Source organism: Dyella jiangningensis (assembly GCF_003264855.1).
Taxonomy (GTDB): Bacteria; Pseudomonadota; Gammaproteobacteria; order Xanthomonadales; family Rhodanobacteraceae; genus Dyella; species Dyella jiangningensis_C.
In genome coordinates this window covers 794906-808981 of sequence record NZ_NFZS01000004.1, presented here as the reverse complement: position 1 = coordinate 808981, position 14076 = coordinate 794906, and the positions used below count along the sequence as shown (strand labels likewise).

Genomic DNA, 14076 nt, shown 5'->3' with positions numbered 1-14076 from the left:
AGGACGGTGGAGCAAAGACTCCGCGCATTCCTTCGCTTTACGGTTCCTTCGTCATCGACTCTTCAGCACGTCGTTCGGCATGAACTGCCAGGTGCGCGTGATGTTCAGCTCGTCGATCCGCTCCTTGTCGGGCGGCAGGGCAGGGAACGGCGCGGCGAGCCGCACGATGCGCTGCGCGGCGGCGTCCAGCAAGGGCTGGCCCGAGCTTTGCACGACCTCGATGCCCTTGACCGTGCCATCGCGGTTGAGCGTCACCGTGAGCAGCACGTCGCCATGCAGCCCGCGGCGTCGTGCTTCGTTCGGATAATTGAGGTTGCCGATGCGCTCCATTCGGTCGACCCAGCCGCGCATGTAGGCGGCGTAGGCGTATTCCTTGGTGTTGGACGAGATGAATTTCTTCTTCGGTCGCTTGGCGTAGTTGTCGATGCTGTTGCGCCGCTCGGCCGCCAGCTGCGCCATTTCCTGCTTGCGTTTCGCCTCGGCCGCGCTCGGCAGGTCCTGCGCGTTCTGTTCCAGCTTGGCCGTATCGGTGTTGACGCTGTAGTGGCTGTTCCCGGTGGTGGTGAGCAGCTTGTCGGGCGTCGCTTCCTGCGGCTTCGGCGTCGCGGCCTCGACCGGCTGCGGCGCCACGCCGGGCGTCGGCGTGGGCAGCGGGCCGGAGAATGGCTGGGAGGGGCGCGAGGCCTTGTCGTTCTCGCCGCCGCCGCTGTTGTTGGCCTGGGCCAGGAAGTCGGCCTTGTCCGGCGCCTCGCGATTGGCGACATCGACCAGGGTCACGTCCAGCGTGGGCAGGCTGGGCTTGGACTTCACATAGCTGAAGCTGATGCCGAGGATCAGCACGCCATGCAGCAACAGCGAGAAAAGCATCGTGGCGCCGAACATGTCGGCGCCGGTGCGGACAGCAGGTTGGCTCACGCGGCGCGGTTTCCGGTTCTCAGGCTTTCGATGACGTCGAACAATTGGCCGGTGATATTAAGCCCGAACTGGGCATCCAGTTCGCGCGCACAGGTCGGCGATGTGACGTTGATCTCGGTGAGGTAGTCGCCGATCACGTCCAGGCCCACGAACAGCAGGCCGCGACGGCGAAGCTCCGGCGCCACCTGCGACACGATCCAGCGGTCGCGATCCGACAGCGGCACGCCCACGCCACGGCCGCCGGCGGCGAGGTTGCCGCGGAAATCGCTGCCCTGCGGAATGCGCGCCAGCGCATACGGCACCGGTTCGCCATCGATCACCAGGATGCGCTTGTCGCCCTCGGTGATCTGCGGGATGTACTTCTGTGCCATGGTGAACTGGCGGTGTTCGCCCTTGGGGCCGGCGGCGATCAGCGTCTCCAGCATGGAATTGAGGTTGCTGTCGCCGGCCACCACGCGGAAGATCCCGCGCCCGCCCATGCCGTCCAGCGGTTTGAGCACCACTTCGCCATGGGTCGCCACGAACGCCCGCAGCTCGGCGGGGTCGCGCGACACCAGGGTGGGCGCCATGCACTGGGGGAAGTGCATGGCGAACAGCTTCTCGTTGCAGTCGCGCAGGGCCTGGGGGCGGTTGACCACGGTCACCCCGTCGCGCTCGGCCAGCTCGGCCACCATGGTGTCGTAGATGAACTGGGCGTCGACCGGCGGGTCCTTGCGCATCAGCACCACGTCCATCTCGCGCAGGTCGCGCCAGCGTGGCTCCTCCAGCATGAACCAGCCGGACGGGTCGTCGCGGACCGAAAGCGGAGTCAACCGGGCCCAGGGCTCGCCGCTGCGGGCAGCCAGGTCGCCCTGTTCCATGTAGTACAACTGGTGGCCGCGCCGCTGGGCCTCCAGCAGCATGGCAAACGTCGTGTCCTTGGCGATCTTGATGGCACTGATCGGGTCCATCAGCACGGCGACCTTGAGGGTCATCGTCATTCTCCGGTAGTAGAGCGCATTCACGATCCCCCGCCGGCGCCGGTCGGGGAAGAGCGGGGCAGTTTACGTGGTCTCTGGGGCGTATCCGCAGAGGGGCGCTCACCCGTCCGAGACCTGCGGCCTGTCAAGTCATGTTCCCGATGCGTTGGCCGATACAATGACGTAGGACGCTTCACGCAAGATTTCAGCTTGACGTCACGTCAGGCAGGCGGTAAACAGCTACGCACGAGTGCCTGCCGGCTGAGTGATGTCGTACGTCGTAGGGAACTTTGCTGTATTTCTGTGTCCATACGAGATTGCCGGCGCGTCGCCGGCGATGCCACGATTTTCCTGAGCCTGGGGCGGGTCGCAGGGGGGTGTTGTGAACTTGAACATAAACGGAAATGGCCTGGCCGGCCTCAAGGTCATGGTGATCGACGACTCGAAAACCATTCGTCGAACCGCGGAGACCTTGCTCAAGAAAGAAGGCTGCGACGTGCTCACGGCCGTCGACGGCTTCGAGGCGCTTGCCAAGATCTCCGACCAGAAGCCCGCGATCATCTTCGTCGACATCATGATGCCGCGACTCGACGGCTATCAGACCTGCGCGCTCATCAAGAACAATCCGCAGTTCCGCGCCACGCCCGTCATCATGCTCAGCTCGAAGGACGGTCTGTTCGACAAGGCACGCGGACGCATCGTGGGCGCCGAACAATATCTGACCAAGCCGTTCACCCGCGATGAGCTGCTTGGTGCCATTCATCGACACGTCGCCACGGTGTAAAGCCGTCGGCAACAGGGTCTAGGGGGACCTGTGGCAAATATTCTCATCATCGACGATTCGCCGACCGACGTCCGCGTGTTCACTACGCTGCTGGAGCGTGCCGGCTACAAGGTCGATTCCGTGGGCAATGCCGAAGAAGGCATCGAGCGCGTGCGCTCGGACAAGCCCAACCTGGTCATCATGGACGTCATCATGCCCGGCATGAACGGCTTCCAGGCCACGCGTACGCTCACGCGCGATCCCGCGACGTCGGGCATTCCGATCGTCATGATCACCACCAAGTCCATGGAAACGGACCGCGTTTGGGGCCTGCGCCAGGGTGCGCGCGCCTTCATCACCAAGCCGGTCAATGAAAAGGACCTGCTGGCCTGCATCAACGATCTGCTGCCTAGCGCTGCCTGAGGCCACGATGACCCAGACCGCCGCGCTTACGCCCTTCGAAATCCTGGCCCGGTATGAACAGCTTTCGCTGGCGCATGCCTCGGGCACGCCGGAGACGCTGGAAGCGCCGGGTCTCTGGCGCGGCATCGGCTTCCGCGCGGGCAGTCGCCTCTTCGTCAGCGGCATCGACGAGATCAGCGAACTGCTGGCGGTTCCGGCCATGACGCAGGTTCCGGGCACGCAGGCCTGGCTGATGGGCGTGGCCAACGTCCGCGGCAACCTGGTGCCGGTGATCGATCTGGCTCGCTTCCTGTTCGGCGAGCGCACACAGCACACCGAGCGCACCCGCCTGCTGATCGTCCGCCAGGGCGGCGGCAACGTGGCGCTGGTGGTGGACGAGGTGTTCGGCCAGCGCACGGTGGATGCCGAGCAGCGCCGCAATGCGCAGCAGGAAGAAGATCCGCGCCTGTCGCGTTTCGTCGACGAGCGCGTGGGTGAACCCCAGCTGGCGGTGTTCAGCATGGGCAAGTTGGTGCGTGCACCGGATTTCCGTCAGGCCGCGGCCTGACGGGTAGAACGTTGGAACATAAGTAGGACCGGTGCCGTTCGAGGCCGGATTCAGGGCGATGTACCCACACCTTTGCCGGCAAGGGCGGCGGGGCGTAGACGGGCGAGGTGAACGAAATGAGCACTACAGGGGGCGTGGGCAAGGAACGAGGCTATACCGGCCTCATCATTGCCCTGATCATCGCGTTCGGTTTCACGGGTGTGGATTTCGTCATGCTCACGTTGAGGGGCCGCGAGGACACCCAGGCCGTGGGTCTGACCACCCAGATCCAGGTGTTGTCGCAGCAGACGGCCAAATATGCGCTCGAGGCCGCGGACGGTAACGTCGATTCCTTCAAGGAATTGGAAACCAACCGCAACGCCATCGACTCGGCCGTGCAGCGCCTTGTCAAGGGCGACGACAAGGGCGGCATGAAGCCCTATGCCGACAACAACGCCACGCCGGCCGGCCGCGCCGTCGCAGCACTGGGCAATGCCTGGGGCCAGCTCGACGCCGACATCGGCAAGATCCTGTCCAACAAGGCGCTGGTGGTGGACTCGGCCCAGCGTGCCGGGACCCTGTCGCGCGACCTGCCGCTGCTGAACTCCAGCATGGAGCAGGTGGTGAACATCCTGCAGCAGCGCGGCGGCAGCGCGGAACAGACCTACACCTCCGCCCGCCAGATGCTGCTGGCCGACCGCATGATCCGCCGAGTGCAGGAAGTGCTGCAGGGTGGCGACGCCTCGCAGCCCGCCGCCGACGGTCTCGCCCGCGACGGCCAGCTCTACGGTTCGGTGCTCAAGGGTCTGCTCGAAGGCAACGCCGAAGTGGGCGTGCGCGCCATGGGCGACGCCAACGCGCGCAAGATCCTCACCGACATGCAGACCCAGTGGGACAACCTGCAGGACCCGGTCGGCAAGCTGGTCGGCGCGGCAGGCAACCTCAGCGATGTGAAGCGCGCCGGCAACCAGGCTTCGCTCGACTCGCAGAACGTGCTGCTGCGCGCCAACGAACTCGCCGACCAGATCGCCAAGCTGCCGACCCGCCGCCTGTTCCCCAACCTGTGGTGGGGCGTACTCGGCGCGATCGGTGCCGCGGCCTTCCTGATCGTCCTCGTGGTCCAGCTCGTGGCCGACCAGCGCCGCCGCTTCCAGGAGTCCACCGAACTTAACCAGCGTAACCAGGAGGCCATCATGCGCCTGCTGGACGAAATGGGTTCGCTCGCCGAAGGTGACCTGACCGTCAAGACCACGGTGACCGAGGACATCACGGGCGCCATCGCCGACTCGGTGAACTACGCCATCGACGAGTTGCGCACCCTGGTGACGACGATCAACGAAACCTCGGAACAGGTGTCGTCCTCGGCGCAGGAAACGCAGACCACCGCGCGTCACCTGGCCGAATCCGCACAGCATCAGGCACAGCGGATCAGCACCGCGACCACCGCGATCAACCAGATCGCGAGCCTGATGGATACCGTCTCCAAGGACTCCGCCGAATCGGCCGACGTGGCCGAGCGCTCGGTGAAAATCGCCTCCCGCGGCGCCGAAGTGGTGCGCGAGACGATCTCGGGCATGGACTCCATCCGCGACCAGATCCAGGAAACGTCGAAGCGAATCAAGCGACTGGGTGAGTCCTCCCAGGAAATCGGCTCGATCGTGGAACTGATCAACGACATTGCCGAACAGACCAACATCCTCGCCTTGAACGCAGCCATCCAGGCGGCGTCGGCGGGTGAAGCAGGTCGAGGCTTCGCGGTCGTGGCGGACGAAGTGCAGCGCCTCGCGGAACGCTCCGCCAGCGCCACGAAGCGAATCGAAACGCTCGTGCAGACGATTCAGTCCGATACCAACGAAGCGGTGAATTCGATGGAACAGACCACCGCGGAAGTGGTGGCCGGTGCCCGACTCGCCGAGGACGCGGGTAGCGCGCTGGGCGACATCGAACGCGTCTCGCACGATCTGTCCGCGCTGATTCAGAACATCTCCACCCAGGCGCGCCAGCAGTCCACCGCGGCGACCGATATTTCGGTGTCGATGAACGCGATTCAGGAAATTACCTCGCAGACTTCGCAGGGCGCGAGCCAGACGGCCGATTCGATCGGTTACCTGGCCCAGCTGGCGAGCGACCTGCGGCGTTCGGTGGCCCACTTCAAGCTGCCGGGCTGACACAAAACGTTTTTCACAGGGGGCAACCTCGACGGTTGCGTGACAAACCGTTACGTGGCCGGTGAGAGGGGCGCATGAGACTTCAAGACAATATCGATTTCACCACCCTTCAGTGGGTCAAGCCCGAGCTCGACGAGACGCTCGCGCTCGCCCGCGAGGCGTTGGAGTCCTACGTCGACAATCCGGGCAACCGCGATGCGATGCGCTCCTGTGCGGACAGCCTGCACCAGGTGCAGGGCACCCTGCGCATGGTCGAGCTGTACGGCGCGGCGATGGTCACCGAAGAGATGGAAACGCTCGCCATCTCGCTGCTCGAAGACCACGTGGCCGATCGCGAGGAAGCCTACGCCGCGCTGATGCGCGGCCTGATGCAGCTGCCGGACTATCTCGAGCGCCTTTCGGGCGGTCATCGCGACGTGCCGGTGGTGCTGCTGCCGCTGCTCAACGACCTGCGCTCCAGTCGTGGCCAGCAGGCGTTGCACGAATCCGCGCTGTTCACCCCTAACCTCGAACTCGCGCTGCCGCCGCAGGCGCCGCAAGCGCCGCAGACCATTTCGGTCGAGCGCCAGCGCAACGAGATCACCAGCCTGCGCCTGCGCTTCCAGCAGCAGCTGCTCGGCTGGTTCCGTGGCCAGGGCAACGACCAGCAGCTGGGCGGCATGATACAGACGCTGGACGCCATTACCGCCCGCTGCCAGAGCGTGCCGGGTCGCCGCCTGTGGTGGATCGCGGCCGGCGTGCTCGAAGGCATGCAGCATGGCTCGCTCAAGGCCCAGGCGGCTGAAGTACGCCAGCTGATCGGCAAGGTGGATCGCAGCATCCGCCAGTTGGTCGAACACGGCGAAGCCAGCCTGCGTGGCGGCGATGCCGACGAGCTCGCGCGCAAGCTGCTGTATGTGGTGGGCCAGGTCCGCCAGGGCAGCCCGCGCATGGATCAGCTGCGGCAGACCTATGCGCTCGACGCGCTGCTGCCGGAAGCGAGCGAAGTGGAACACGCGCGTGGCTCGATGTCGGGTCACAACCGCGCGTTGCTCGATTCGGTGGCCAAGGCGCTGAAGGAAGACCTGCTACGCGTGAAGGAATCGCTGGACCTGTTCCTGCGCCAGTCCGACGCCGATCCCGCCCAGCTCTCCAGCCAGACCGAAGTGCTCGAACGCGTGGGCGATACGCTGGGCATGCTCGCCCTGGGCGTGCCGCGCCGCGTGGTCAACGAACAGCGCCGCGTGCTGGATGAAATCGCCAACCGCGTGCGCGCACCCGACGAAGAGCTGTTGCTCGACGTGGCCGGTGCGCTGCTGTACGTGGAAGCGTCGCTCGACGACCACATCGAAAGCCTGGGCGCGGAAGACGAGCACGTTCCCGACGGCGCCACCGCGATGCTGCCGCGCAGCGAGGCGCGCCACATCCTCGCCACGCTGATGCACGAGGCCACCGCCAACACGGGCAAGGTGAAGGACGCCATCGTCGCCTACGTCGAATCGGGCTGGCAGCCGCAGCAGCTGGCCGAGGTCGGTCCGCTGATGGACGAGGTCGCCGGCGCCATGCGCATGCTGTCCGCGCCGCGCCCAGCCGAACTCGCCGAAGGCATCGGCCGCTTCGTCGGCAACGAGCTGCTTGCCGATCGCCGCGTGCCCAGCAGCGCGCAGATGGATCACCTCGCCGACGCGCTCGCCGCGTTGGAGTACTACCTCGAAGCCGCGCGCGAACATCGCGGCGGCCTGGAACACATCCTCGACGTCGCCGAGCACAGCCTGAGCACGCTCGGCTACTGGCCGCCGCCGGCAGCTCGCGTGGTCGAACACGATGAACTGGACGAAGCGCCGGAACACATCGCCAAGGCGGCCGATGCCGCGCTGGCCGCCGCTCTGGCGAACCAGCCGGAATTGACCGAGAGCGTCAGCCTGGCCCATGGCGATGATCTGTCCGGCCTGGTCGTGGGCCACAGCGAAACGCCCGAGCCGGTACCGCACGAAATCACCGGCCTGCGCCTCGCCGACAGCGAGCACATCAGCCCGCAGGAAGTCGTGGGTACCGGCGAAGACGACTGGATCGACATCGAGGAGGAAATCCTCGAAGAAGTGCCCGTCGCGGGCGTGGCTGCGGTGGACGCCAGTTTCCATACCAGCACGGCGGGCATCGACGACGACATCCGCGACATCTTCCTGGAGGAAATGCAGGAAGAGATCGACAACCTGCATGCGGCCCGCCAGGCGTGGCTGGTCGATCCGACGCGACTGGACGAACTCACCTCGATCCGTCGTTCGTTCCATACGTTGAAGGGTTCGGGCCGCCTGGTCGGTGCTGCCTTGCTGGGTGAGTTCGCCTGGAAGGTGGAGAACATGCTCAACCGCGTGCTCGATCAGTCGATCGCGCCGCACGAAGGCGTGCAGGCCGTGGTGGTCGCCGCCATCGACGCCCTGCCGCAGTTGCGCGCCGCGCTGACGGGCGAGGGCGTGGTGACCGCGCCGGTCGCCTCGATCATGGATACGGCCGAGCGCATCGCCGCCGGCCAGGAAGATGCACGCATCGCCGCACCCGCGGCGGTCGCCACGGAGACGGTGCGACGAGTGGTACGCCGCCGCGTGCCGCGTGTACGTGCCTCGGTCGCCGACATTCCGTCGGACAGCCTGGCGGGTATCGAGGCAGTCGACGAGCCGGTGGTCGCCACGGCCTACGACGTGATCGACGCGCCGGTGATGCCGCCGATCGATCCGGTGCTGCTGGAGATCCTGCGCAGCGAAGTGGCGCAGTACCTCGCCACCATCCGCACCAACATCAACCGCGTCGACGGCGAACTGCGCGTCGACGATGGCCTGCTGCGTGCCGTGCATACGCTGCATGGCGCCATCGCGATGGTGGACATCCCGCTGCTCACCCAGCTGCTGTCCCCGCTGGAGAGCCTGCTCAAGCGCCTGCGCGCAGCCGGACTCCCGTTGTCGGCCGAGGGCGTCTCTCTGCTCAGCCAGAGCGCCGACGCCGTCGACCACGTGATGAACCAGTTCGATGCGCCGTCGCCGCAGCTGCCCGATCTGGATGGCCTGATCCAGCGCCTGACCGAGCTGCGCGACAGCCAGCCGGAGCCGCAGGTCGCCCACGTGCTGTTCGAGCCGCATGCGGACGAACTGGACGGCGCTGCCGCAGGCGAGGGCACGCATGAAGAAGCACTGGGCGCGTCGCTCGATGCCGCGCTTTCCCATGCCCCCGGCCACGGCACCGAGTGGGACGCCAGCCTCGTCGTACCTGCGGAGCCGGCGAAAGACAACTACGCGGACGAACTGCTCGCCGCGCTGGGCGAATTCAATCTCGACGCGCACCTGCCGTCGGCCGAACCGGTGGCCTCCGCGCCCGATTCGACGATCGGGCTGTCCTTGCCCACCGACGGTTCGGACGAGGACGAGTTCGCCGATGTCTACGCCGAACTGCTCGGCGAGGCGGAATCTCTCGAGAGCGCGCCTGCCGGCGAAGTCGCCGGGCCTACGGAAGATGGCCTCGTCGCCGAGGAAATCGATCTCGACGAAGCCATGGCGTTCGATCTGGTCGACGAGCCGTCGGCCGACCTTACGACGGAAACGGCCTCCCACGTCACGTTCAATGCGCCGTCGGAATCCGTCGAAGCGACGGCCGAAGCATCCGATGCTGCTGAAACCTTGGCACCGGTCGACGCCGGTATCGAAGTAGCGCAGGAAAGCATCGACGCGCCGGCACCGGTCGCCGAGTTCGCCATCGAGCCGGTCGTCGAGCCGACGATCGAACCGGTGATCGAAGAGCCGATCGTCGCGACGCCCGCGGAAGCTGCCGCGCCGGTGCGCGAAGCCGAGGCTGAAGACGGCGAGGGCATGGTTTCGCCCAGCCAGATCGACCCCGACCTGCTCGAAATCTTCATCGAAGAAGCGCGCGAGATCCTCGATCACTCCGACAGCGTACTGGCGCAGTGGCGCGTGGAGCCGACCGAGTCGGCGCACCTCGCCGAACTGCAGCGCGACCTGCATACCCTCAAGGGTGGCGCGCGCATTGCCGGCATGGTGCCGGTGGGCGATCTCACGCACGCCATCGAAACCGCGCTCGAAAAGCCGCTGAACCCCGAGTCGGCGCAGTTCGGCGAACTGATCGCCGCGCTGGAAGCGGGCTTCGATCTGTTGCATGGCCTGGTCCAGCGCGTGTCGCAGGGCAAGTCGATCGCCTATCCGCAGGCGATGATCGACCGCTTCCTCGGCATGGGCGAAGGCTCGGCCGAGACCCACGCTGCGCCGCCGTCCGCGACCGTGGTGCCGTTCCCCGAACGCGCCAGGCTGCCCGAACTGCTGCCCGAGGAGCGCGAAGAAGCCACCGGCACGTCGCAGGAACAGATCCGTGTCCGCGCCGAACTGCTCGACACGCTGGTGAACCATGCCGGCGAGGTGGCGATTTACCGCTCGCGCCTCGAACAGCAGGTCGCCGGCTACCGCTTCAACCTGGTCGAACTCGACCAGACCGTGCAGCGTCTGCGCAGCCAGCTGCGCATGCTGGAAATCGAAACCGAAGCGCAGATCATCGCGCGCTTCCAGCGCGAGCATCGCGAAGCGGGCATGGCGGTGTTCGATCCGCTCGAGCTCGACCGCTTCTCGCAGCTGCAGCAGTACTCGCGCGCGCTGGCCGAGTCGGTCTCCGACTTGGTGTCCATCCAGGGCATGCTCGACGAACTCACCCGACAGGCGGAAACGCTGCTGATCCAGCAGTCGCGCGTGAGCTCGGAGCTGCAGGAAGGCCTGCTGCGCACGCGCATGCTGCCGTTCGACACGATGGTGCCGAACCTTCGCCGCACGCTGCGCCAGGCAGCCCAGGAAGAAGGCAAGAGCGCCCAGCTGTACGTCGAAGGCGCCCACGGCGAAATGGATCGCAACCTGCTCGACCGCATCAAGGCGCCGTTCGAGCACATGCTGCGCAACTCGGTGGCGCATGGCTTCGAGTCGCCGGCCGAACGCCGCAAGGCGGGCAAGCCGGAAGAAGGTGCCGTACGCATTCGCGTCGCCCGTGAAGCCACCGAGGTGGTGGTACGCGTCAGCGATGACGGTCGCGGCCTGGACCGCGAGGCGATCCACAAGCGCGGCATCGAGCGTGGCCTGATCCGTGCCGACGCGCGCATCAGCGACGACCAGATACTCGCGCTCATCACCCAGCCTGGCTTCTCCACCGCCAGCACCGTGACCCAGCTCGCCGGCCGCGGCGTGGGCATGGACGTGGTCGCGAACGAGATCAAGCAGCTCGGCGGCGCGCTGTCGATCGAATCGAAGGCCGGCGAAGGCACCACCTTCGTGCTGCGCCTGCCGTTCACCCTCGCGGTGACGCAGGCCATCCTGGTCCGCATCGGCGAAGCCACCTTTGCCATCCCGATGACCTCGGTGCAGGGCGTGGCCCGCATCTCGCCGTCGGAGCTGGCTGAACGCGTGGCGGCTGCCGAGCCGATGTTCCCGTACGCCGGCGAGGACTACAGTATCCACGATCTGTCCGACCTGCTCGGCATCGCGGCCAGCCATGCCACCGACGAAGAACAGGTGCCGCTGCTGCTGACGCGTTCGGGCGACCTGCGCGCCGCGATCCGCATCGACGCCGTGATCGGCTCGCGCGAAATCGTGGTGAAGTCGGTCGGCCCGCAGGTGAGCTCGGTGCCGGGCATCCTCGGCGCGACCATCATGGGCGATGGCTCGGTGCTGATCATTCTTGATCTTGCACCGCTGGTCCGCCACGGCACCGCGCGCCGCCTGCAGCGCCTGGAAGAGGGTCTCAGCGCGGTCGCTACGCCGGTGGTGGAAGAGCCGCGCGTGCGTCCGCTGGTGATGGTGGTCGATGACTCGATCACCATGCGCAAGGTCACCGGCCGCGTGCTGGAACGCCACGAGTACGAGGTCACCACCGCGAAGGATGGTGTCGACGCGCTCGAGAAGCTGCACGACCGCGTGCCCGACCTGATGCTGCTCGACATCGAGATGCCGCGCATGGACGGCTACGAGCTGGCGACGCACATGAAGGCCGACCCGCGTCTGCGTGACGTGCCGATCATCATGATCACCTCGCGTACCGGCGATAAGCATCGCCAGCGCGCCTTTGACATCGGCGTCGATCGCTACCTCGGCAAGCCGTACCAGGAAGCCGAACTGCTGGCGCAGATCGGCGAGGTGCTGGAGCAGCGCACCATGGAGTCGCTCAATGGCTGAGTCGTCGATCGCTGTTGCGCTTCTCTTCGACGATGTGGAACTGGGCGGCCAGCTGCGCGAGGCGCTTCGCGAGCGCGGGGCGCGGATCGTGCACGAAGGTGCGCTGTCCACGCTGAGTCAGAACCTGCTGGACAGCACCGGCGCGCAGGTGCTGGTGGTGAACCTGGACGAAGAGGCCGAGGACGATCTCGACCGCCTCTATGACGTGATCGATGGCGACTACCCGCGTGTCGTGTTCAACGATGCGCAGGCCAGCCGCAAGCTCGACGGTTGGGATCGCGCCCGCTGGGCCCGCCATCTCGCGGTGAAGGTCATGGCGCAAGGCGATCTCGATCCGCCGCGTCCGCACGATGCGCCGGTGGTGCCCGAAGCGGCGGTGAGCGAAACCGCTACTGCCGAAACGCTGGCGTTTGAAGACGCCGCACCGGAGGCCGCGTTCGAGCCGCCGCCGTTGCCGGACGTCAGCGACTCCCGGATCGAGCCCGTCGCGATCGAAAGCGGCGAAGCGACCGCCGCGTCGGAAACGCTCGCCGCCGAGCTCGAAGCACTGCTGGCTGCCGATGAGCCGCAGGCTGCCGAAGACGACTTCGGTTCGCTCAAGTTCGTTGCCGAAGACGAGCTGCCGCCTCTGCACGACGGCCACTTCGGCGTCGACGCGCTGGCCACCCGGGGCCCCGCGCCGGTCGAATTCGAAACGCAGGAATCCGCGCCGCGCGTGATGCCTTCGTTCCAGCTCGATCATCTTTCGCTGTCGCCGTTGGACGATTCGTTCATGCCAGGCACCGCGGGCGAGGGCAGCACCAAGGGTTCGCCGTCCATGCTCGGCGCGGCGTCGAGCTGGTCGCTGGTCGACGAAGAGGACGCACCGGTCGCCGTCGTTGACGCCCCGATCAAATCCGCCGACTTCGGCATCGAAAAACTCAGTGCCGCGGAATACCTGGCACCCGAGGGCGGCAGCGAGGACGAGTCGTTCCTCAAGCCCGGCATGACCCTGGAACTGGTGTCGATCGAAGAGGCCATCGCGCCGAAGGCCTACGAGGGCGGGCACGAGATGGTGCTGTCGGACGTGGACGGTGCGATCAGCCGGATCCTGGTGATCGGCGCCGCCGCCGACAGTACCGACGCGGTGTGCTCCTTCCTGTCGCGATTGCCGATGGACCTGCGCGCCACGGTGCTGCATGTCCAGCACATGGGCGGTACATCTGCCGAAACGGTGGCCGACCGCATGACCGGCCAGTGCGGCCTGCCGGTGAACGTTGCCGCCCACGGCGCGCGTGCGCGGATGGGCGAGGTGCTGGTGGTGCCAGGCGGACACCAGGCGCGCGTGCAGCGCGACGGCCGCATCGAATTGCAGCCGCTCGACGGCCAGGATGGGCGCGGCAGTTCGCCGATCGATGCCAGCTTCACCATGGCGGCCAACGTGTTCGGCCGCAACGCCCTGGCGATCGTCTTCGCCGGGCAGGCCAATGACGCGCTGGGTGGCTCGCAGGCCATCTACGACCGTGGTGGACAGGTCTGGGTGGAAGCGTCCCCCGACTCGCCTTTCACGGATATGGTGCATGGCATCGAAGCCGAGCGCCTCAACAGTTATTCCGGTACGCCCGCCGAGCTGGCGGCGCGCCTGGTCGAGGAGATGTCGATGGAGGGCCGGCGATGAGCGAGCTACCGCTACCGCGTGAAATCCGCTGCGTGCTGGTGCCGGTGGGCAACCTGCGCCTGCTGCTGCCCAATGCGACCGTGGCCGAAGTGATCACCCTGCCCGCGCCCGAACCGGTGGAAGGCGCGCCGGCGTGGCTGCTGGGCCGCATTGCGTGGCGTGGCTGGCGCGTACCGCTGCTGTCGTTCAGCACACTGGCCGGCGCTGGCGAAGGCGACAGCGAACAGGCCGTGCGCGTGGCCGTGCTGAAGGCGCTGGGCGGTCATGCCGACCTGCCGTTCGTGGCCGTGGTCACGCAGGGCTTCCCGCGGCTGACCACGCTCAACGCGGAACTGATCATCCCCACCCACGACGGCGCGCCACTGCCTCCCGGCGTGAAGGCACAGGTACTGGTGCGCGACGACATCGCGGTCATCCCGGACCTGGAAGGCATCGAGGCCGAACTGATCGAGCTGCTCGATCTCGCCAGCTGAG

The 14076-nt window shown here is 66.6% G+C and carries 9 protein-coding genes; 7 read left to right on the top strand and 2 right to left on the bottom strand.

The window, feature by feature from the left end:
• Window positions 1-51: 51 nt before the first annotated feature.
• Window positions 52-915, bottom strand: coding sequence for an energy transducer TonB (locus CA260_RS16260; protein ID WP_238149789.1), 864 nt, complete (start codon window positions 913-915; stop codon window positions 52-54).
• A complete protein-coding gene (gene gshB, locus CA260_RS16255; RefSeq protein ID WP_111984067.1) occupies window positions 912-1889 on the bottom strand; it encodes a glutathione synthase in 978 nt (325 codons plus the stop codon). Before gshB ends, CA260_RS16260 begins: the two co-directional genes overlap by 4 nt.
• Before the next feature lie 412 nt (window positions 1890-2301).
• Here gshB and pilG point away from each other — a divergent pair, with 412 nt between their 5' ends.
• The 7 genes from pilG to CA260_RS16220 all read left to right on the top strand — a co-directional run bounded on the left by pilG (window position 2302) and on the right by CA260_RS16220 (window position 14075).
• A complete protein-coding gene (pilG, locus tag CA260_RS16250) occupies window positions 2302-2658 on the top strand; it encodes a twitching motility response regulator PilG (protein ID WP_051595671.1) in 357 nt (118 codons plus the stop codon).
• A 30-nt stretch (window positions 2659-2688) separates the two neighbouring features.
• Entirely contained in the window at window positions 2689-3060 is a 372-nt protein-coding gene (locus tag CA260_RS16245) for a response regulator (protein WP_111984066.1), read from the top strand.
• Window positions 3061-3067: 7 nt separating this feature from the next.
• Entirely contained in the window at window positions 3068-3607 is a 540-nt protein-coding gene (locus CA260_RS16240) for a chemotaxis protein CheW (RefSeq protein WP_111984065.1), read from the top strand.
• Window positions 3608-3723: 116 nt separating this feature from the next.
• Complete coding sequence (locus CA260_RS16235) at window positions 3724-5754, top strand: methyl-accepting chemotaxis protein (protein WP_111984064.1); 2031 nt, start codon at window positions 3724-3726, stop codon at window positions 5752-5754.
• 74 nt (window positions 5755-5828) lie between these two features.
• Window positions 5829-11945 carry an Hpt domain-containing protein gene (locus tag CA260_RS16230; RefSeq protein ID WP_111984063.1) on the top strand — a complete coding sequence of 2039 codons (6117 nt, stop codon included), beginning with the start codon at window positions 5829-5831 and terminating at the stop codon, window positions 11943-11945.
• The gene (locus tag CA260_RS16225) at window positions 11938-13602 is read left to right on the top strand and encodes a chemotaxis protein CheB (RefSeq protein ID WP_111984062.1); all 1665 of its coding nucleotides are present in this window, start codon (window positions 11938-11940) and stop codon (window positions 13600-13602) included. The genes CA260_RS16230 and CA260_RS16225 overlap by 8 nt, the downstream gene beginning before the upstream one ends.
• Window positions 13599-14075 (top strand): chemotaxis protein CheW, encoded by a 477-nt coding sequence (locus CA260_RS16220; RefSeq protein ID WP_111984061.1) that lies wholly within the window; start codon window positions 13599-13601, stop codon window positions 14073-14075. The genes CA260_RS16225 and CA260_RS16220 overlap by 4 nt, the downstream gene beginning before the upstream one ends.
• Window position 14076: the final 1 nt, after the last annotated feature.